This is a genomic window from Pseudomonas sp. PDM10, assembly GCF_014852295.1.
In the GTDB taxonomy this organism is placed as follows: Bacteria; Pseudomonadota; Gammaproteobacteria; order Pseudomonadales; family Pseudomonadaceae; genus Aquipseudomonas.
In genome coordinates this window covers 320,442-339,199 of record NZ_JACVBJ010000004.1, presented here as the reverse complement: position 1 = coordinate 339,199, position 18,758 = coordinate 320,442, and the positions used below count along the sequence as shown (strand labels likewise).

Genomic DNA, 18,758 nt, shown 5'->3' with positions numbered 1-18,758 from the left:
CATGACCCGATAGCCGCTAGACTTGCCGACCTGGTTTGCCGCAAGGACGCTCTGCCTCATGGTTACCTCTCGATTACTGGCTGTTTCCTGTCTGCTGGCTGCCGCTGCTGTAAACGCTGGGCCGTTGACGTATCACCTCACGGACCCCGCGAAGAAATACGTCATCGACGTGCAGTTTGCACAGCCGCCCACCCAGACTTTCGACGGCGCTCCTGCGCTGATTACGTTGCGCAAAAGGGCCGGTGGGCAGGTGGTGCAGCGCATCGAGTCAGCCGAAGCGTTCGCCCTGTTCAAGCCAGGCCGAAAAGCTTCGGAGTTCGACCGGAACTTGGCGTATGCCGATCAAAATCTGCTGTTGTTCGGCGATTTCAATTTCGACGGGCAACAAGATCTGGCCGTACGCAACGGCAATAATGCAGGCTATGGCGGCCCTTCCTACGACATCTATCTGTTCGATCCCCAGAGTCCGACGCTCGTGTTGAGCACCTCTTTCTCCGCTCTGACCCGTGACGAAAATCTGGGCATGTTCGGCATCGATCCTGTCACCAAAAGCCTGCATACCCAGTCCAAAAGCGGCTGCTGCTGGCGCCAGAGCGCGACCTGGCAGATACAGGACAACCGTCCTGTGAAGGTGGCCGAGAAAACCGAGGTGGTGCAAAAGCCCTCGCAAGCCAGCCCGTTCATGCCCTATGGCTATGTGGACGTCACCAATCGTGAACTGAAGTCCGGCCAATGGACGGAGCGTCGTCGACTCGAGGGGCCCGTCGGTGAAGCGCCGGTCATGTTGCGCGGCACCCTTGATAACAAGATCCCCGTTGAGCTGTGGTGGCAACGTCAGGGTGATGTCTACGTCGGGGAAGTTCGCTACAGCAAGACCGGCAGCGGCCAACCGATCCGGCTGGTGGGCAATACCTATGAAGAGGGCGGAATCGTTCTGCGTGAACTGGACGACGACGGTCAGATGATCGGCAACTGGTTCGTCGAAGGCACGCCGAACGAGCAGGGCAGCCAGACCGGCACGTGGATCAACGGCTCCCGCCAATTGAGCATCAATGTCAGGCCGACCGCGTTCAAGGTGGCCGCGCAAAAACTTGAGCGGGTAGCAGACAGTCAGCGAGAAGGGCGCTACCTCGTGAGTAATGTCCAGGATCGGCGTGTCGGCGAGCTGACCCTCAAAGTAGTGCCGGCGATCGATAACGGCCCCGAGATGGCAGACATCAACCTGAGCATTTTTCAGCTCAAGGATCCGCCCGTTGAAGTCCATCATCAGTACCCGTTGCTCGCCGGCAACCTCGTCATAGCGCTGGACCCCGAGGGCGACCCGCTGTTTCGCCTGCAATTGCTCAACGGCGCCGCGGAAGTGACCGGTTTTGGTGAGTATCAGAAGTACAGCGCGGCTTACGTGAAACAACCTTGATGGTGTCGTCTTCCGGCGCAACGTCGGCTGGACAAAGGTCTGGTCGGCGTCGTGGGGCCTGAAGGCGACGGTTCAGCTGCGGCCCAGGCCTCCTTTTTCAGCGATCCAACAGGTGGCCAAATCAATAAAGGCCCGCAGTTTTGGCTGCGTCTGGGTACGGCTGGGGAAGTACAGGTATAACGCCGAACTGAGTGGCACGAAGGGTTGCAGCACCCGCTCCAGGCGTCCATCCGCCAACTCTTCGGCAATCTCCAGATCACAGGCGTAGGCCAGGCCCGAACCGCTGCGAGCGGCCGCCACCAACAACCGGCGGTCATTGACGATTACGCCGCCCTCGGCGCCCACGGTGAAGTCCCGACCCTCGCGGCGAAACTCCCAGCGGTGCGCGTTGCCGGAAGTCGAGAAGCGAAAGCCGATGCATTCGTGTCGGGTCAGGTCTTCCGGGCTGACCGGTTTTCCGGCCTTGGCGAAGTACGCCGGGGAGCCCACCACCGACCATTGCAGGTCAGGTGTCAGGCGCACCGCGACCATGTCTTTTTCTATCGACTCTCCCAGGCGAATCCCGGCATCGAAGCCGCCGGCCATCAGGTCGACCGTGGCGTCGTCCAGGGAAATATCGAGGGTGACTTGCGGGTAGGCCTCGCGGAATAGCGGAATCAGCGGCTCCATCAACAAGGCCCCGGACAATCGTGGGGCCGTGAGTCGCAGCGTGCCCATGGGCTGATCGCGGAAACCGCTGAGCACCGCCAGGGCTTCATCGATTTCACTGGCCGCCGGACGCAAGCGGGCAAACAGACTGGCGCCGGCTTCGGTCAGCGCCACTCGGCGTGTGGTGCGCTGAAACAGCAGCACGCCGGTGCGTCGTTCCAAGAGCTTGATCGCATGGCTGACGGCGGTGGGCGTAACGGCTAGCCGAGTCGCGGCCAGGGTGAAGCTTTTGTGCTCGGCGACCGCGAGAAACTCGGTCAAACCGTCGAAAGGGTCGTGATTCATATCGGCGCCATTATGAAAGAGCGTTTCATAGTGCTTGTAACACGAGGGCATTTTTCCGACCAATGTTCCTGCGTACCTTGTGCTTACCCCAACTGACTACAAGGATTCGCGATCATGATCACTTCCCAACATTTCAAACGTGTCTGGCTCATCACCGGTGCTTCTCGCGGTATCGGCGCCAAGATTGCTGCCGCCGCGCTGGCCAATGGCGACGCCGTGGTCGCCACCGCTCGTGACGCCAACAGCATCACCCAGCGTTTTGGCGAGCGGCCAGGTTTGCTGGCCGCCACCCTTGATGTGACCAACGAAGCCCAGGGTATTGCGGTCGCCAACGCGGCCATCGAGCACTTCGGGCGCATTGACGTGCTGGTCAACAACGCCGGTTTCGGCGTGCTCGGCGCGGTGGAAGAAGCCAGCGCCGATGAAGTGCGCCGCGTGTACGAAACCAACGTCTTCGGCTTGCTGAATGTCACGCGCGCCGTCCTGCCGCACATGCGCGTCGCTCGCCGTGGACATGTGATCAATCTCTCATCGGTGGGCGGCTACAGGTCGGGGCCGGGCTTTGGCGTCTATTGCTCGACCAAATTTGCCGTCGAAGGCTTGAGCGAGGCGCTGCACGCCGAGCTGGCACCGTTCGGCATCAACGTGACCATTGTCGAGCCCGGCTACTTCCGGACTGAGTTCCTCGAAGGTAATTCGCTGGTCGAATCCCCGGCTTCGATCGCTGACTACGACAGCACGGCGGGTGAGGTGCGCAAAATTGCCAAGGCCGTGACCCTGAATCAGCCTGGCGATCCGGACAAGCTCGCCCAGGCCATGATCACCCTGGTGCAAGCGCAAAAAGCCCCGCTGCGCTTACCGCTGGGCAGCGACTGTGTTGCAGCGATTGAAGCCAAGAACACCTTCGTCGCTGAGGAGTTGCAGACGTGGCGTGAGCTGTCGGTGTCCACCGACTTCTAAGCCCCCAACCGAGTTACTTCAGTCTTCTTTGTGTGACCGGTGGTCGATGAACCGGTCTCGCCCGGCAATTTGCGCTTAGCTGTAGGGATAACCCTGCCCTTGTAGGAGCCGAGCTTGCTCGCGATGGCGTCAGGTCTGGCACACCGCGTTATCGTTCATCGCGAGCAAGCTCGGCTCCTACAAAGGGCGTAACGGCGGAGGCCGGAGAGAGCCCTTTCAGAACACCGTGAATCTGAGGAAATTCGCAATGCTGACCCTCAACATCAATGGCAAGGACCAGGTGCTGGATGTCCCCGCAGACATGCCGCTCCTGTGGGTCCTGCGCGATGTCGCGCACCTGACCGGCACCAAATTCGGTTGCGGCATGGCCCAGTGTGGCGCCTGTACCGTGCACGTCGACGGCGCGCCGCTACGCTCTTGCGTCACCCCCGCCACAGCCGTGGCCAATGGGCAAAAAATCCTCACCATCGAAGGCCTGTCCAGCGACGGTTCGCACCCGGTGCAACAAGCCTGGGCCGAACTCGATGTGGTGCAGTGCGGCTATTGCCAGTCCGGGCAGATCATGTCGGCCGCCGCGTTGCTGGCGAAAATTCCCAAGCCCACCGACAGCGACATCGATCAGGCGCTCTCCGGCAACATCTGTCGCTGCGGCACCTACCCGCGGATCCGCGCAGCGGTCAAACGCGCCGCCGAGATCGGTTGATGCCACGTTGACAGGAGTCCGAACAATGAACAGCCTCAATCCTCTGTCACGCCGCGGTTTCCTCAAGGGCAGCGCGGTGCTGGGCGGTGGTCTGGTGGTGGCGTTTGTCATCCCCGGTGGCCATCGCTTTGCCATGGGCGCCGAGAATCAAGGCAATGTATTCGCGCCCAATGCGTTTTTACGGATCGGCAATGACGACAGCGTCACCATGCTGCTCGGCCATTCGGAAATGGGCCAGGGCATCTGGACCGGCCTGACCATGCTGATCGCCGAAGAACTGGACGCCGACTGGTCGAAGATCCGCGTCGAACATGCACCGGCTTCGGCCGCAGAGTATGGCCTGGCCGGGTTTGGCGGGATGCAAATCACTGGCGGGTCTACCTCGACCTGGATGGAGTTCGATCGCTACCGTCAGGCCGGTGCCGCGGCGCGTTTGATGTTGATCGACGCGGCGGCCAAACGCTTCAACGTCGCGCCCTCCGGGATTCGCACTGAGTCGGGTGTGGTGATTGCCGGTGACCAACGCGCTACCTACGGTGAACTGGCCGATGACGCCGGCAAACTGCCGGTGCCGGATCCGGCGTCGATCAAGCTCAAGGAGTCCAAGGACTGGAAAATCATCGGCAAACCGACCAAGCGCCTGGACACCCCGGAGAAAATCACCGGCCGTGCCAAGTTCGGCATGGACGTGCAGTTCGACGGCCTGATGACCGCCATGGTCGCGCGTTCGCCGGTATTCGGTGGCAGCGTCAAATCCTTCGAAGGCGCCGAAGCGCTGGCGATTCCGGGCGTGCACAAAGTGGTGCAGGTGCCCACCGGGGTGGCGGTGATTGCCGATCATTACTGGGCGGCGAAGCTGGGGCGCGATGCGTTGAAGGTCGATTGGGACCTGGGGCCGAACACCGGGCTCGACAGCCAGGCGCTGCTGGAAAGCTTCCGCAAGCTCGCCGCCACCCCTGGCGCTTCGGCCAGTCAGGCCGGTGATGTCGCGGCGGGTCTGGGTAAAGCGGCGAAGACCATTGATGTCGAATACAGCGTGCCGTACCTGGCCCACGCGCCGATGGAACCGCTCAACTGCACAGTGAAAATCACCCAGGACAAATGCGAAATCTGGACCGGCACCCAGTTCCAGACGCTGGATCAAATGGTCGCCGGGAAAATCACCGGGCTCAAACCCGAGCAGGTGGAGATTCATACCGAGTTTCTCGGCGGCGGTTTTGGTCGCCGGGCCAATCCGACCTCGGACTTTGTCGCCGAAGCCGTGGAAGTCGCCAAGGCCGCGGGTGCACCGGTAAAAACCGTCTGGTCCCGGGAGGATGACATTCGCGGTGGTTACTACCGCTCGGCGTTCCTCCATCAGGCCCGCATCGGCCTCGATGCCGGCGGCCTGCCGATCGCCTGGAAGCATGTGATGGTCGGGCAGTCGATCATGGCGGGCACGTCATTCGAGGCGACCATGGTCAAGAATGGCATCGACAAGACCTCTGTCGAAGGGGTCGCCGACAGTCCGTACCTTGAAGGGTTGGCGAATCATCAGGTTGATCTGCATTCGCCGCAAACCGGCATCCGCGTGCTCTGGCTGCGTTCGGTGGGGCACACCCACACCGCGTTCGTGATGGAGTCGCTGATCGACGAACTGGCAGAGGCGGCCGGCAAGGATCCGGTCGAATACCGACGAACCTTGCTCAAGGACCATCCGCGGCATCTTGGCGTGCTGAACCTGGCCGTCGAGAAAGCCAACTGGAAGGCGCCACTGCCGGACGGCCATGCGTTGGGTATCGCGGTGCATGAGTCTTTCGGCAGCTATGTTGCCCACGTGGCTGAGGTGTCCCAGGACAACCTGGCGATTCGCGTGCATCGGGTGGTTTGTGCGGTGGATTGCGGCATTGCGGTCAACCCGATGAGCATCGCGGCGCAAATGGAGTCGGCCATTACCTTCGGCCTCGGATTTACCTTGCACAGCAAACTGACTTTCAAGAACGGGCAGGTGGTGCAATCCAATTACCATGACTATCAAGTGCTGCGGCTCAACGAGATGCCGGTGGTAGAGGTGCATATCGTCCCCAGCAGCGACAAACCCGGCGGCATCGGTGAGGCCGGTGTGCCGCCCACGGCGCCGGCAGTGGCCAACGCGGTGTTCGCCCTGACCGGCCAACGCTTGCGGGAACTGCCGCTGCAACTGTCGGGGGTGTGAGATGAGACGACATCTGATGCTTGGCGCGGTGGTGTTGATCGGCCTGATCGGCTACGCCGAAGACCTGTTCGCTGACGATAAGGAAGCGATCAAGGCGTTCGATACCGTGCAAAAGGTCTTCCAGAGCCCACGCTGCCAGAACTGCCATATCCCCGGCGATTCGCCGTTGCAGTTCGACGCCGGGATCCCTCACGCCATGAACGTCGTGCGGGGCATGGACGGCAAGGGCGCGGCGGGTTTGCCCTGTGCTACCTGCCACGCCGAGCGTAATCCGCCGGCCAGTTACGGCGCTCACGCACCGCCAGGGGCGCCGCATTGGAGCTTACCGCCAGCCGCGCACAAAATGGCCTGGATCGGTCTGCCGGCCGATAAATTGTGCGCAATGATCAAGGACCGTTCCAGCAACGGTGACCGCGATTTCGCCGCGCTGATCAAGCATGTCAGCGACGATAAATTGGTGCTCTGGGGCTGGAATCCGGGCCAGGGAAGGGCGCCGGTGCCGGTGCCGCACGACATTTTCGTCACCCAGTTCAAGCTTTGGGCTGACGCGGGAGGGCCATGTCCGGGCGCGGGTAGCTGACCGGCGGTCCGTTAACAGGGAGTCAAAGCGGGTATGGACGACTCTAAGAAATATACCCGCCAATGGAGTGAGAAATGCTGATCCCAGGCAAACCGGTAAAACCAGGCGCGTGCGCCGACCCGTTGCGCACGCCACTGCAGGAGCGCGAGCTGCTGCGTGACTTGGCCCGCAAGGCCGAGGAGGAGCTGATGGGCGTGCAAATGGCGAGCATGGACGAGTTGACTCTGCTCTCCAACCGACACGGTTTTACAGCGCTGGCCCAACAAGGGCTGGATGTCTGCCAACAGCTGAAAAAGCCAGCGACGCTGCTGCTCTTCAATATTGATGACTTCAAACACATCAACTATCTCTACGGTCGCGCCGAGGGCGACAACGCCCTGAAAACCTTCGCCGATGTGCTGCGCATTGCCTTTCGCGAGAGCGATGTGATCGGCCGGTGGGGCAGCGACAAATTCGTCGCGTTGCTGACCGGCTCAAGCGTTGTGGAAATACCCGCGATCAGGGCGCGACTTGAAGAAATACTCAAAGAGCGCAATGCCACGGTGCATCGCGGTTATGACATCCACTACAGCGTCGATCAGATCGAGTTTCATCCTGCGCTTCACGAGACGGCCGAGGGCTTACTGGCCGCGGTCAGTGAGCAAATCGGCAGCGACCCGTTCGGCCACCCGTAGCAACGAACCGTCATTTCGGAACCGACCGATCATCTGTAAACCGATCGGCATCGATCCTTCTGTGCGAACCAGCGGGATATTCACCTGCGGCCAGCCAAACGCCCCCCAGAACTTGATGAAATCCGAGGGCCCGGTGCTTTCCAGGCCCACGGGCGCAACCATCCCGCAGCAGGGGCCGAGCATCGCGTCGTAGGGCTGGCACCGTTCATTCAGGCGCGGTGCAAGCGCCGCCAACCGGGCCTTGGCAGCGGACTCCTGTTCCCAGGTGGTCGCCGCCGCCCTGTCGAACATTGCCAGGGTCGAAGGGCTTAACAGTGCGCGGTGTCCCTGAAACTCCTTCGCCAGAGAGCGGGCGCCTTCGCAGTCGTTGATTAACAGGTGATCGTCGAATACCCCGGCAAATTCATCCGGCAGTTGCACGTCGTCGACCTGATGGCCAGCGCTGCGCAAGTGCTCCACGGCCTGTTCCAGGGCGTTGGCCACCTCGGGGTCGACCTGATCCCAGCGCGCTGTGCGATAGAAGCCCAATTGCAGAGGGCGTGGTTCAACCTCAGGCACTGCAAAACCTGGAATCAACACCCGCGCCACCAAGTGCAGATCCCGCACCGAGCGACCGTACCAGCCTACGGTGTCGAAGCTCGGCGCCAGCGGCTTTACGCCTTCCAGCGAGACCAGCCCAAACGACGGTTTGAACGCGAACAGACCGCAATAGGACGCCGGTTTAAGCAGTGAACCGGCCGTCTGGGTGCCCAGCGCCACCGCAAAGAAATCCGCTGCCATCCCGGCCGCCGAACCGGCGCTGGAGCTGCCCGGCGTGCGGTCCGGGTCATGCGGGTTGCGGGTCGGGCCGGTGTGCATGTACGCAAATTCAGTGGTGTGGGTCTTGCCCATGATCAGCGCGCCAGCCTGGCGCAGCAGGGTCACCACATGGGCATCCCGGGCCGGTTGATGACCGGCATAGATGGGCGAGTTGAATTGGGTCGGATGGTCGGCACTGTCGAAGACATCCTTCACCCCCACCGGGACCCCGGCCAGCAAGCCACGATTGTTGTGCAACGCAGCATCGGTGCGTACTTTTCGGGCTTCGAACGAGACGAAGGCCTGGATGTCCGGCTCCAGCGCCTGAATGCGCTCAAGGACCGTTTCGGCGATGGCGGCGGCGGACGTCTCACCCTTGATCACGGACTGACTGAGGGCCGTGGCATCCGGGACGGGGCGGATCATTTGGCGAACAACTGAGTGATGTCCTTGAACGCCTTGAACTCCAGCGCATTGCCGCAAGGGTCGAAGAGAAACATCGTGGCTTGCTCACCCACCAATCCCTGAAAGCGAATGCCCGGTTCGATGACGAATCGGGTATCGAGGGCTTTCAGGCGTTTGGCCAGTGCTTCCCATTCGTCCATCCCCAAGACCACACCAAAATGCGGCACTGGCACGTTGTGGCCGTCGACGGCATTGGTGTGAGCGGCTTCTTGAGAGGTGTTTTTCGGCGCCAGGTGAATGACCAACTGATGGCCGAAAAAATTGAAATCGACCCAATGATCGCTTGAGCGACCTTCTTCCAGGCCGAACACCTCGCCATAGAAATTGCGTGCGGCAGTCAGATCGTAGACCGGGATGGCCAAGTGGAAAGGGGAGAGTTGCATCGGATGTGCCTCGGCTGTCTGGATTCAGCCTGAGTTTAGCGCTGTGCTTTTTGATTGAAAGACGATAGTTTTTGCGTCGAGCTCAAATTATTTCGATCAATCGAGAACGTCTATGTTGCGCGAATTGAAAACCTTCATTGCCGTCACGCGCTATGGCACGTTCGCGGCGGCCGGGATGCACGTCGGGCTGACGCAGTCGGCGGTCAGCGCGCAGATGCGCAATCTGGAGCAGGCCCTGGGTATTCGCTTGTTCGACCGCACCGGACGTCAGGCGATTCTCAATGCGGCGGGCCAGCGCGCGTTGCCGATGGCGCGGGAGATCCTTGAGACCTTCAGCCGCATGGCGGTCAGCGATGATGTCAGTGAGTATCGCGGCGAGTTGAAAATAGGCGCGGTGGCCACGGCCCAGACCGGACTGCTGCCCCAGGCGTTGCTGCGGCTGAGGCAACAGGCACCGTTGTTGGAACCGAAATTGGTGCCCGGCGTGTCTCTGAACTTGTTGAGCCAGGTGGACACCGGTGAGGTGGATCTGGCGATCCTGATCAAACCGCCGTTCGAGTTGCCCAAGGAACTGTCAGCGCAGGTCATCCGCAAGGAACCGTTTGTATTGATCGTGCCGGCGGACCTTGAAGGCGATGAGCCGTTGCAGATCCTCGCGAGCCATCCGCATGTGCGTTACGACCGCAATTCGTTCGGTGGAAGACTGGTGACTCGTTTTTTGCGTGAGCAGCAGATTGATGTGCAGGTGGCTTTGGAGCTGGATGAGCTGGAAGCCATCGTGAAGATGGTTGAATGCGGGTTGGGAGTGTCGCTGCTACCCGAGGCGGGGCTCTGGCTTGAGCATGGCGCGAAGGTCCGGATCATCCCGTTGGGCGAGCGGACGTTCTTCCGCGAGATCGTCCTGTTGCAGCGCTACAGCCAGCGCACACAGCCGATCCAGCAGCTGTTTGCCCAGTGTTTAACACCAATTGCCGAGTAAACACCAACCCCTGTGGGAGCGAGCCTGCTCGCGATAGCGGAGTGTCAGTCGACATCAATTTTAAATGTTAGTCCGCTATCGCGAGCAGGCTCGCTCCCACAGGGGATTGCATCAGTCCTGAAATTACGGGCACAAAAAACCCGCCTGAAGAGGCGGGTTTTTTATTTGGCTGACCGAAGATTACTCTTCGAGGCTGCCCATGGCCGTGGTGTTGAAACCACCGTCCACGTACATGATTTCGCCGCTGATGCCGGACGCCAGGTCCGAGCACAGGAAGGCGCCGGCGTTGCCGACTTCGTCGATGGTGACGTTACGACGCAGCGGAGTTTGCGCTTCGTTGGCAGCCAGCATCTTGCGGAAGTTCTTGATGCCGGAAGCGGCCAGGGTGCGGATCGGGCCAGCCGATACGCAGTTGACGCGGGTGCCGTCCGGGCCCAGGGAGCCGGCCAGGTAACGAACGCCAGCTTCCAGGGAAGCCTTGGCCATGCCCATCACGTTGTAGTTCGGCATGGTGCGCTCGGCGCCCAGGTACGACAGGGTCAGCAGGCTGCCGTTGCGGCCTTTCATCATCTCGCGACCGGCTTTGGCCAGGGCCACGAAACTGTAGGCGCTGATGTCGTGAGCGATGCGGAAACCTTCACGGGTGGTGGCTTCGGTGAAGTCGCCATCCAGTTGGTCGCCCGGGGCAAAGCCGACGGAGTGCACGATGCAGTCCAGGCCGTCCCACTTCTTGCCCAGCTCAACGAAGACCTTGGCGATTTCTTCATCGCTGGCCACGTCGCACGGGAAGCACAGCTCAGGGTTGGAGCCCCAGCTTTGTGCGAACTCTTCGACACGACCCTTGAGTTTGTCGTTCTGATAAGTGAAGGCAAGCTCAGCGCCCTCGCGATGCATGGCGGCAGCGATGCCGGATGCGATGGACAGCTTGCTGGCGACACCGACGATCAGTACGCGCTTACCGGCGAGAAAACCCATGTGTTGCTCCTCTCTTTCAGGTTATTGCGCAGTGGCTGGGGCCAGGAAAGCGGCTTCCAGCAACTGCTGTGTATACGGATGTTTGGGCGACGCAAAAATACTTTGCGCGTCTCCCTGTTCGACCACTTGGCCTTGCTTGACCACCATCAGCTGGTGGCTCAGCGCTTTGACGACAGCCAGGTCATGGCTGATAAACAGATACGTCAGGTTGTACTTGGTTTGCAGCGAACGCAAAAGCTCCACCACTTGGCGTTGCACTGTCCGGTCGAGGGCCGATGTCGGCTCGTCCAGCAGAATCAACGCCGGTTTTAGCACTAATGCCCGGGCAATGGCGATTCTCTGCCGTTGCCCGCCGGAAAATTCGTGGGGGTAGCGGTGCCGGGTTTCCGGGTCCAGACCTACCTCCTTGAGTGCCGCAATAATCGCCAGTTCCTGTTCCGCCTCGGTGCCCATCTTGTGGATCCGCAGGCCTTCGCCGACGATCTGGCTCACGCACATCCGTGGGCTCAGGCTGCCGAACGGGTCCTGAAACACCACCTGCATCTCCCGCCGCAGCGGTCGAACCTGTTGCTGCGTCAGGCAGTCTAGCTGCTTGCCTTCAAAACGGATGGCGCCTTTGCTGCCAATCAGCCGCAAAATCGCCAAACCCAGTGTCGACTTGCCCGAACCGCTTTCTCCCACAATCCCCAGGGTCTGGCCCTGGGGCAGGCTGAAATTGATTCCGTCCACCGCTTTGATGTGGTCGACGGTCTTTTTCAGAAAGCCTTTCTTGATCGGGAACCAGACTTTCAGGTCCTCGACTTGCAGCAAGGGCGGGCCGATCACATTGGTCGCTGGCTTGCCGCTGGGCTCCGCTGCCAGCAGTTCCCGAGTGTACGGATGCTGCGGTGCGCGGAACAACTCTTCGCACGATGCCTGTTCGACGATGCAACCGCGCTGCATGACACATACGCGATGCGCAATTCTTCGCACAAGGTTCAAATCGTGACTGATCAGTAATAGCGCCATGCCCAGCCGGGCCTGTAATTCCTTGAGCAATTCGAGGATTTTCAGCTGTACGGTGACGTCCAGCGCGGTGGTTGGCTCGTCGGCGATCAGCAGTTCCGGCTCGTTGGCCAGGGCCATGGCAATCATCACCCGCTGCCGCTGGCCGCCAGACAATTCATGGGGCAGGGCCTTGAGACGCTTCTCGGGCTCCGGGATGCCGACCATTTCCAGCAGCTCCAGCGTGCGCTTGGTCGCGACTTTGCCGATCAGGCCTTTGTGGATGCCCAACACTTCGTTGATCTGCTTCTCGATCGAGTGCAGCGGGTTTAGCGAGGTCATCGGTTCCTGGAAGATCATCGCGATCCGGTTGCCGCGGATGTGGCGGATGGTTTTCTCTTTCAGGCTCAGCAGGTTTTGCCCGGAGTACTCGATGGTCCCGGACGGATGCCGGGCGAGCGGGTAGGGCAGCAGCCGCAGGATCGAGTGGGCGGTCACCGATTTGCCGGAGCCGCTTTCCCCCACCAGCGCCAGGGTTTCACCGCGCTTGATATCGAAGCTCACGCCTTCGACCACCCGTTGAACGCGCTCGCCGACGACAAATTCGACGGCCAGGTCGCGCACTTCGATCAGATTGTCCTGATTCATTTCACTTCCTCGGGTCGAAGGCATCGCGAGCAGACTCGCCGATGAACACCAGCAAACTCAACATCAACGCCAGCACGGCAAACGCGCTCATACCGAGCCACGGCGCTTGCAGGTTGGATTTGCCCTGGGCCACCAGCTCACCGAGGGACGGCGCGCCAGGCGGCAGACCGAAACCCAGAAAGTCGAGAGCGGTCAGGGTGCCGATGGCGCCGGTCAGAATGAACGGCATGAAAGTCATGGTCGAGACCATGGCGTTGGGCAAAATGTGGCGGAACATGATCGCACCATTCTGCATGCCCAACGCCCGGGCCGCGCGCACGTATTCCAGATTACGTCCTCGCAGGAATTCGGCGCGGACCACGTCCACCAGGCTCATCCACGAGAACAGCAGCATGATCCCCAGCAGCCACCAGAAATTCGGCTGGACGAAACTGGCGAGAATGATCAGCAGGTACAGCACCGGCAGCCCGGACCAGATCTCCAGAAAACGCTGCCCGGCCAAATCCACCCAGCCGCCGTAGAAACCCTGCAAGGCCCCGGCAATTACGCCGATGATCGAGCTGAGAATGGTCAGGGTCAGGGCGAACAGCACCGAAATCCGGAAGCCGTAAATCACCCGCGCCAACACGTCGCGGCCCTGATCATCGGTGCCCAGCAGGTTGTCGACAGAGGGTGGCGCCGGGGCCGGGACTTTCAGGTCGTAGTTGATGCTTTGATAGCTGTAGGGAATCGGCGCCCACAGCACCCAAGCGTCTTTTGCCTTGAGCAATTCGCGGATGTACGGGCTCTTGTAGTTGGCTTCCAGCGGGAATTCGCCGCCGAAGGTGGTTTCCGGGTAACGCTTGAGCGCCGGGAAGTACCAGCCATTGTCGTAGTGCACCACCAGCGGTTTGTCGTTGGCGATCAGTTCGGCACCGAGGCTCAACCCGAACAGCAGCAGAAACAGCCACAGCGACCACCAGCCACGCTTGTTGGCCTTGAACAGTTCGAAACGTCGGCGGTTGAGAGGGGACAGGTTCATCTCAATGCTCCCGGCTTTCGAAGTCGATGCGCGGATCGACAAAGGTGTACGTAAGGTCGCCGATCAGTTTCACCACCAATCCCAATAGGGTGAAGATGAACAGCGTGCCGAAGACCACCGGGTAATCGCGGTTGATCGCCGCCTCGAAACTCATCAGCCCCATGCCGTCGAGGGAGAAGATCACTTCCACCAGCAACGAACCGGTGAAGAAGATCCCGATAAACGCCGACGGGAACCCGGCGATCACCAGCAGCATGGCGTTGCGGAATACATGGCCGTAGAGCACGCGGTGATTGGTCAGGCCCTTGGCCTTGGCGGTGACCACGTATTGTTTGTTGATTTCGTCGAGAAAGCTGTTCTTGGTCAGCAGGGTCATGGTCGCGAAGTTGCCGATCACCAGCGCCGTCACCGGCAATGCCAGGTGCCAGAAGTAATCGAGTACCTTGCCGCCCATGCTCAACTCATCGAAGTTGTTGGAGGTCAGCCCCCTGAGCGGGAACCAGTCGAAATAACTGCCGCCGGCGAACACCACGATCAGCAAGATGGCGAAAAGGAACGCCGGGATCGCGTAACCGACGATGATCGCCGAACTGGTCCAGACGTCGAAGTGGCTGCCGTGTCGCGTGGCCTTGGCGATCCCCAGCGGGATCGACACCAGGTACATGATCAGCGTGCTCCAGAGCCCGAGGGAGATCGACACCGGCATCTTTTCCTTGATCAGGTCGATGACCTTGGCGTCGCGGAAGAAGCTGTCGCCGAAATCCAGCGTCGCGTAGTTCTTGATCATGATCCACAAGCGTTCCGGCGCCGATTTGTCGAAGCCGTACATGTGCTCGATTTCCTTGACCAGCGCAGGGTCCAGGCCCTGGGCGCCGCGATAGGCGGAGCCCGCCACCGAGACTTCGGCACCACCGCCGGCGATCCGGCTGGTGGCGCCTTCGAAGCCTTCGAGCTTGGCGATCATCTGCTCTACCGGCCCGCCGGGAGCGGCCTGGATGATCACAAAGTTGATCAGCAAAATGCCGAGCAAGGTCGGGATGATCAGCAGCAGTCGCCGAAAAATATACGCCAGCATCTGATTACTCCGTGCCCGCAGGGTCGGCTTGCAGTTTGGTTTCGACTTCTACCGCAGGTTTGGCATCGGGCTTGACCCACCAGGTATTGATGCCGATGTCGTACTTGGGGGAGATTTTCGGGTGGCCGATATGGTTCCAGTACGCCACGCGCCAGGTCTTGATGTGCCAGTTGGGGATCACGTAATAGCCCCATTGCAGCACGCGGTCCAGTGCGCGGGCGTGGGCCACCAGGCTTTTGCGCGAATCGGCGTTGATCAGTTGCTCGACCAATTGGTCCACCACCGGGTCTTTGAGGCCCATGGAATTGCGGCTGCCGGGTTTGTCGGCGGCGGCGGACATCCAGAACTCGCGTTGCTCGTTGCCCGGTGAATTGGACTGAGGGAAGCTGCCGACGATCATATCGAAGTCCCGGGAACGCACGCGGTTGATGTACTGCGAGACGTCGACCCGACGAATCACCAGGTCGATGCCCAAGTCGCTCAGGTTGCGCTTGAACGGCAGCAGCACCCGTTCGAATTCGGTCTGGGCCAACAGGAACTCGATGGTCACCGGTTTGCCATTGGCGTCGACCATCTTGTCATCGACGATCCGCCAGCCCGCCTCTTGCAGCAGTTGATAGGCTTTGCGCTGCTGGGTGCGGATCATCCCGCTGGCGTCGGTCACCGGATTCTGGAACGCCTCGCTGAACACCTGCTCGGGAATCTTGCCGCGGAACGGGTCGAGGATCGCCAGTTGATCGGCGTCCGGCAGGCCGCTGGCAGCCATTTCCGAATTCTCGAAATAACTGCGGGTGCGCGCGTAGGCGCCGTTGAACAGTTGCTTGTTGGTCCATTCGAAATCCAGCAACAGGGTCAGGGCCTGGCGCACGCGCACGTCCTGGAACACCGGGCGGCGCAGGTTGAAGACAAAGCCTTGCATGCCGGTGGGGTTGCCGTTGGGGATCTGTTCCTTGATCAACCGGCCCTCGGTGACGGCCGGGATGTTGTAGGCATTGGCCCAGTTCTTTGCGGCCATCTCGAGCCAGTAATCGAACTGCCCGGCCTTGAGTGCTTCCAGGGCCACGGTGTTGTCGCGGTAGTAGTCGGTGGTCATCACGTCGAAGTTGTAGAAGCCGCGGTTGGCCGGCAGGTCCTTGCCCCAGTAATCCTTGACCCGCTCATAGCGCACCGAACGCCCGGCCTTGACTTCGCTGACCTTGTACGGACCGCTGCCCAACGGCATTTCCAGGTTGCCCTTGGTGAAATCGCGCGTCGCCCACCAATGCTTGGGCAGTACCGGCAACTGGCCGAGGATCAGCGGCAGCTCACGGTTGTTGTTGTGTTTGAACTTGAACAGCACCGTCAGCGGATCTTCAGCGACCACTTCCTCGACATCGCTGTAGTAACCGCGGTACAGCGGCGCGCCGTCCTTGATCAGGGTCTGGAAACTGAACACCACGTCCTCGGCGCGCATCGGATGCCCGTCGTGGAAGCGCGCTTCGGGGCGCAGGTAGAAACGCACCCAGCTGTTGTCCGGGGCTTTTTCAATCTTGCCGGCCACCAGGCCGTACTCGGTGAACGGTTCATCCAGGCCCTGTTTGGCCAGGGTGTCGTAGATCATGCTGATGTCGTCGGCGGCGACACCCTTGTTGATGAAGGGATTGAGGCTGTCAAAGCCACCGAAACCGGCCTGACGGAAGATCCCGCCCTTGGGTGCGTCGGGATTTACGTAATCGAAATGTTTGAAATCGGCCGGGTATTTTGGCGGCTCGTTGTACAGGGTCAGGGCATGTTGCGGGGCGGCACAGGCCAGCCCGGCGAACAACAGACCGCTGGCCTGCCAGAGCAGGGTGCGTACGGGTTTCATCGATCTTTCTCCGAAGATTTCAGCCACCATGCGCTCAGGCCCAATGTGTAGGGCGGCGTGGTGACGAAGGCGAACCGGTTGCGGTAGGCCAGGCGGTGATAATTGAGGTACCAGTTGGGAATGATGTAGTGCTGCCACAGCAACACCCGGTCCAGGGCCTTGCCGGCGGCGATCTGTTCATCGCGGGTCTGGGCGGCGAGCAATTGTTCGAGTAAATGATCGACCACCGGATTGGCAATACCGGCGTAGTTTTTGCTGCCCTTGACCCCGACCTGGCTGGAATGGAAGTACTGCCATTGTTCCAGGCCCGGACTGAGCGTCTGGTTGAGGGTCATCAGGATCATGTCGAAATCGAACTGATCGAGGCGTTGCTTGTACTGGGCGCGATCGACCGTGCGCAGCCGAGCGTCGATGCCGATGCTGGCGAGGTTCTCGACGTAAGGCTGAAGGATGCGCTCCAGGTTCGGGTTGACCAGCAGAATCTCCAAACGCAACGGTTGCCCGGCTGCGTTCTGTACGTGTTGGCCATTGAGTTTCCAGCCGGCCTCCGCAAGCAGACCCAGGGCCTTGCGCATGGTTTCCCGGGGGATGCCGCGCCCTTGGGTCTGCGGCAGGCTGAACGGCTCGGTGAAGAGCTTGGCGGGCAACTGCTCGCGATACGGCGTCAGCATCAGCCATTCATGGCCGACCGGAAGGCCGGTCGCGGAGAACTCACTGTTGGGGTAGTAGCTCATGGCGCGCTTGTAAGCACCGCTGAACAGGGTGCGGTTGGTCCACTCGAAGTCGAACATCAGGCCCAGCGCTTCACGGACTTTGGTCTCGGAGAAGGCCGGGCGCCGGGTGTTCATGAACAGACCCTGGCTCTGGGTAGGGATCTGATGCGGGATTTGCGCCTTGATGACGTCGCCGCGTCGCACCGCCGGGAAGCTGTAGCCGTTTTCCCAGTTCTTTGCCTGGTGCTCGATATAGATGTCGAATTCGCCGGCCTTGAAGGCTTCGAACGCGACGTCGCTGTCGCGGTAGAACTCGACTTCCATGCGGTCGAAGTTGTATTTGCCGCGATTGACCGGCAGATCCTTGCCCCAGTAATCCTTGACCCGTTCGAAAATGATCCGCCGCCCCGGCTCTACCGAGGTGATGCGATACGGCCCGCTGCCCAGCGGCGGTTCGAAAGTGGTGGCCTTGAAGTCGCGACCTTTCCAGTAATGCTGGGGCAGCACCGGCAATTCGCCCAGGCGCAGGATCAGCAACGGATTGCCGGCGCGCTTGAAGACGAAGCGGATGCGCTGCGGATTGAGGATGTCGACCCGCGACACTTCCTGAAGGTTGGTGCGGTATTGCGGATGGCCTTCCTTAAGCAGCAAACGGTAGGAAAACGCCACGTCATAGGCGGTAATCGGCGTGCCATCGTGGAAACGCGCTTCGGGGCGCAGATTGAACACCACCCAGCTGCGATCTTCGCTGTATTCCACGGATTGGGCGATCAGGCCATAGCTTGAGGTGGGTTCATCGCCGGACGGCGCGTACTGGCCGGTGCCGACCATCAGCGGTTCATTGAGCTCGTTGATGCCGTATTGCAGGAAATTCGGCGTGGAAACCGGGCTTGAACCCTTGAACGTGTAGGGGTTAAGCGTATCGAAGGTGCCAAACGCCATCACCCGCAACGTACCGCCCTTGGGCGCTTGCGGGTTGACCCAGTCGAAGTGGGTAAATCTGGCCGGGTACTTGAGCGTGCCGAACTGCGCATAACCATGGCTTTCGCTGATCGTCGCGCTTGCGGGGGAGCTCAAGGCCAGGCTGATCAGGAACAGGAGGAGGGGACACTTCAAGTCAGGGATCCGATCCAGGCGGCTTGGGCTTTGTGGCCCGTACAGTAACAGCTTGTATCGACAGGAAAAAGACGGGACTTAATGCGGGGTTAATTGCGCAAGCACACCCTTTAGCAGCAGGCGAAGTGTGGCGAGGGGATTTATCCCCGTTCGGCTGCGCAGCAGTCGTTAATCCTGTAAGTGCGTGTTGCGAATGAACTGGCGGGGCCGCTTCGCAGCCCGACGGGGATAAAT

Annotated in this window: 16 protein-coding genes; 7 read left to right on the top strand and 9 right to left on the bottom strand. The window is 60.7% G+C overall.

The features are described 5' to 3' along the window. Window positions 1–58: 58 nt before the first annotated feature. Entirely contained in the window at window positions 59–1,417 is a 1,359-nt protein-coding gene (locus tag IB252_RS15990; RefSeq protein WP_192409487.1) for an XAC2610-related protein, read from the top strand. A 72-nt stretch (window positions 1,418–1,489) separates the two neighbouring features. Here IB252_RS15990 and IB252_RS15985 read toward each other — a convergent pair whose 3' ends face one another. Continuing rightward, complete coding sequence (locus IB252_RS15985; protein WP_192409486.1) at window positions 1,490–2,410, bottom strand: LysR family transcriptional regulator; 921 nt, start codon at window positions 2,408–2,410, stop codon at window positions 1,490–1,492. A gap of 114 nt (window positions 2,411–2,524) precedes the next feature. Between IB252_RS15985 and IB252_RS15980 the strand changes: the two genes are divergently transcribed. The 5 genes from IB252_RS15980 to IB252_RS15960 all read left to right on the top strand — a co-directional run bounded on the left by IB252_RS15980 (window position 2,525) and on the right by IB252_RS15960 (window position 7,521). Beyond that, window positions 2,525–3,370, top strand: coding sequence for an oxidoreductase (locus IB252_RS15980; RefSeq protein ID WP_192409485.1), 846 nt, complete (start codon window positions 2,525–2,527; stop codon window positions 3,368–3,370). Between the two features lie 247 nt (window positions 3,371–3,617). Then, window positions 3,618–4,073: a (2Fe-2S)-binding protein gene (locus IB252_RS15975; protein ID WP_192409484.1), complete on the top strand. Its 456-nt coding sequence runs from the start codon at window positions 3,618–3,620 to the stop codon at window positions 4,071–4,073. Between the two features lie 25 nt (window positions 4,074–4,098). Continuing rightward, window positions 4,099–6,267, top strand: a complete 2,169-nt coding sequence (locus IB252_RS15970) for a xanthine dehydrogenase family protein molybdopterin-binding subunit (RefSeq protein WP_192409483.1) — start codon at window positions 4,099–4,101, stop codon at window positions 6,265–6,267. Between the two features lies 1 nt (window position 6,268). Continuing rightward, window positions 6,269–6,847, top strand: coding sequence for a hypothetical protein (locus IB252_RS15965; RefSeq protein ID WP_192409482.1), 579 nt, complete (start codon window positions 6,269–6,271; stop codon window positions 6,845–6,847). A 74-nt stretch (window positions 6,848–6,921) separates the two neighbouring features. Next, the gene (locus IB252_RS15960) at window positions 6,922–7,521 is read left to right on the top strand and encodes a GGDEF domain-containing protein (RefSeq protein ID WP_192409481.1); all 600 of its coding nucleotides are present in this window, start codon (window positions 6,922–6,924) and stop codon (window positions 7,519–7,521) included. Here IB252_RS15960 and IB252_RS15955 read toward each other — a convergent pair. Both IB252_RS15955 and IB252_RS15950 read right to left on the bottom strand, forming a co-directional pair. Beyond that, window positions 7,468–8,745 (bottom strand): amidase, encoded by a 1,278-nt coding sequence (locus IB252_RS15955; protein ID WP_192409480.1) that lies wholly within the window; start codon window positions 8,743–8,745, stop codon window positions 7,468–7,470. The genes IB252_RS15960 and IB252_RS15955 overlap by 54 nt on opposite strands. After that, window positions 8,742–9,167, bottom strand: a complete 426-nt coding sequence (locus tag IB252_RS15950) for a VOC family protein (RefSeq protein ID WP_192409479.1) — start codon at window positions 9,165–9,167, stop codon at window positions 8,742–8,744. The genes IB252_RS15955 and IB252_RS15950 overlap by 4 nt, the downstream gene beginning before the upstream one ends. Window positions 9,168–9,279: 112 nt before the next feature. Here IB252_RS15950 and IB252_RS15945 point away from each other — a divergent pair, with 112 nt between their 5' ends. After that, entirely contained in the window at window positions 9,280–10,146 is an 867-nt protein-coding gene (locus IB252_RS15945; RefSeq protein ID WP_192409478.1) for a LysR family transcriptional regulator, read from the top strand. Between the two features lie 180 nt (window positions 10,147–10,326). On the opposite strand, the gene fabI is transcribed toward IB252_RS15945, so the two are convergent. Genes fabI through IB252_RS15915 form a run of 6 tightly spaced genes read right to left on the bottom strand, consistent with a single transcriptional unit; the run spans window position 10,327 to window position 18,524 of the window. Continuing rightward, complete coding sequence (gene fabI / locus IB252_RS15940; RefSeq protein ID WP_111452297.1) at window positions 10,327–11,121, bottom strand: enoyl-ACP reductase FabI; 795 nt, start codon at window positions 11,119–11,121, stop codon at window positions 10,327–10,329. Window positions 11,122–11,142: 21 nt separating this feature from the next. Further along, a complete protein-coding gene (locus IB252_RS15935; RefSeq protein WP_192409477.1) occupies window positions 11,143–12,753 on the bottom strand; it encodes an ABC transporter ATP-binding protein in 1,611 nt (536 codons plus the stop codon). 1 nt (window position 12,754) lies between these two features. Further along, entirely contained in the window at window positions 12,755–13,774 is a 1,020-nt protein-coding gene (locus IB252_RS15930) for an ABC transporter permease (protein ID WP_008152087.1), read from the bottom strand. Window position 13,775: 1 nt separating this feature from the next. Beyond that, window positions 13,776–14,849, bottom strand: coding sequence for a microcin C ABC transporter permease YejB (locus tag IB252_RS15925; RefSeq protein WP_008152088.1), 1,074 nt, complete (start codon window positions 14,847–14,849; stop codon window positions 13,776–13,778). 4 nt (window positions 14,850–14,853) lie between these two features. Continuing rightward, complete coding sequence (locus IB252_RS15920; RefSeq protein ID WP_192409476.1) at window positions 14,854–16,695, bottom strand: extracellular solute-binding protein; 1,842 nt, start codon at window positions 16,693–16,695, stop codon at window positions 14,854–14,856. Then, a complete protein-coding gene (locus tag IB252_RS15915; protein ID WP_192409475.1) occupies window positions 16,692–18,524 on the bottom strand; it encodes an extracellular solute-binding protein in 1,833 nt (610 codons plus the stop codon). Before IB252_RS15915 ends, IB252_RS15920 begins: the two co-directional genes overlap by 4 nt. Window positions 18,525–18,758 lie beyond the last annotated feature (234 nt).

Bases quoted from the DNA above. Each gene is read 5' to 3' on its own strand.
- IB252_RS15990 (WP_192409487.1), top strand. From the start codon at position 59: ATGGTTACCTCTCGATTACTGGCTGTTTCCTGTCTGCTGGCTGCCGCT.
- IB252_RS15980 (WP_192409485.1), top strand. From the start codon at position 2,525: ATGATCACTTCCCAACATTTCAAACGTGTCTGGCTCATCACCGGTGCT.
- IB252_RS15925 (WP_008152088.1), bottom strand. From the start codon at position 14,849: ATGCTGGCGTATATTTTTCGGCGACTGCTGCTGATCATCCCGACCTTG.
- IB252_RS15950 (WP_192409479.1), bottom strand. From the start codon at position 9,167: ATGCAACTCTCCCCTTTCCACTTGGCCATCCCGGTCTACGATCTGACT.
- IB252_RS15960 (WP_192409481.1), top strand. From the start codon at position 6,922: ATGCTGATCCCAGGCAAACCGGTAAAACCAGGCGCGTGCGCCGACCCG.
- IB252_RS15965 (WP_192409482.1), top strand. From the start codon at position 6,269: ATGAGACGACATCTGATGCTTGGCGCGGTGGTGTTGATCGGCCTGATC.
- IB252_RS15985 (WP_192409486.1), bottom strand. From the start codon at position 2,410: ATGAATCACGACCCTTTCGACGGTTTGACCGAGTTTCTCGCGGTCGCC.
- IB252_RS15935 (WP_192409477.1), bottom strand. From the start codon at position 12,753: ATGAATCAGGACAATCTGATCGAAGTGCGCGACCTGGCCGTCGAATTT.
- IB252_RS15920 (WP_192409476.1), bottom strand. From the start codon at position 16,695: ATGAAACCCGTACGCACCCTGCTCTGGCAGGCCAGCGGTCTGTTGTTC.
- IB252_RS15970 (WP_192409483.1), top strand. From the start codon at position 4,099: ATGAACAGCCTCAATCCTCTGTCACGCCGCGGTTTCCTCAAGGGCAGC.
- IB252_RS15955 (WP_192409480.1), bottom strand. From the start codon at position 8,745: ATGATCCGCCCCGTCCCGGATGCCACGGCCCTCAGTCAGTCCGTGATC.
- IB252_RS15930 (WP_008152087.1), bottom strand. From the start codon at position 13,774: ATGAACCTGTCCCCTCTCAACCGCCGACGTTTCGAACTGTTCAAGGCC.
- fabI (WP_111452297.1), bottom strand. From the start codon at position 11,121: ATGGGTTTTCTCGCCGGTAAGCGCGTACTGATCGTCGGTGTCGCCAGC.
- IB252_RS15945 (WP_192409478.1), top strand. From the start codon at position 9,280: ATGTTGCGCGAATTGAAAACCTTCATTGCCGTCACGCGCTATGGCACG.
- IB252_RS15975 (WP_192409484.1), top strand. From the start codon at position 3,618: ATGCTGACCCTCAACATCAATGGCAAGGACCAGGTGCTGGATGTCCCC.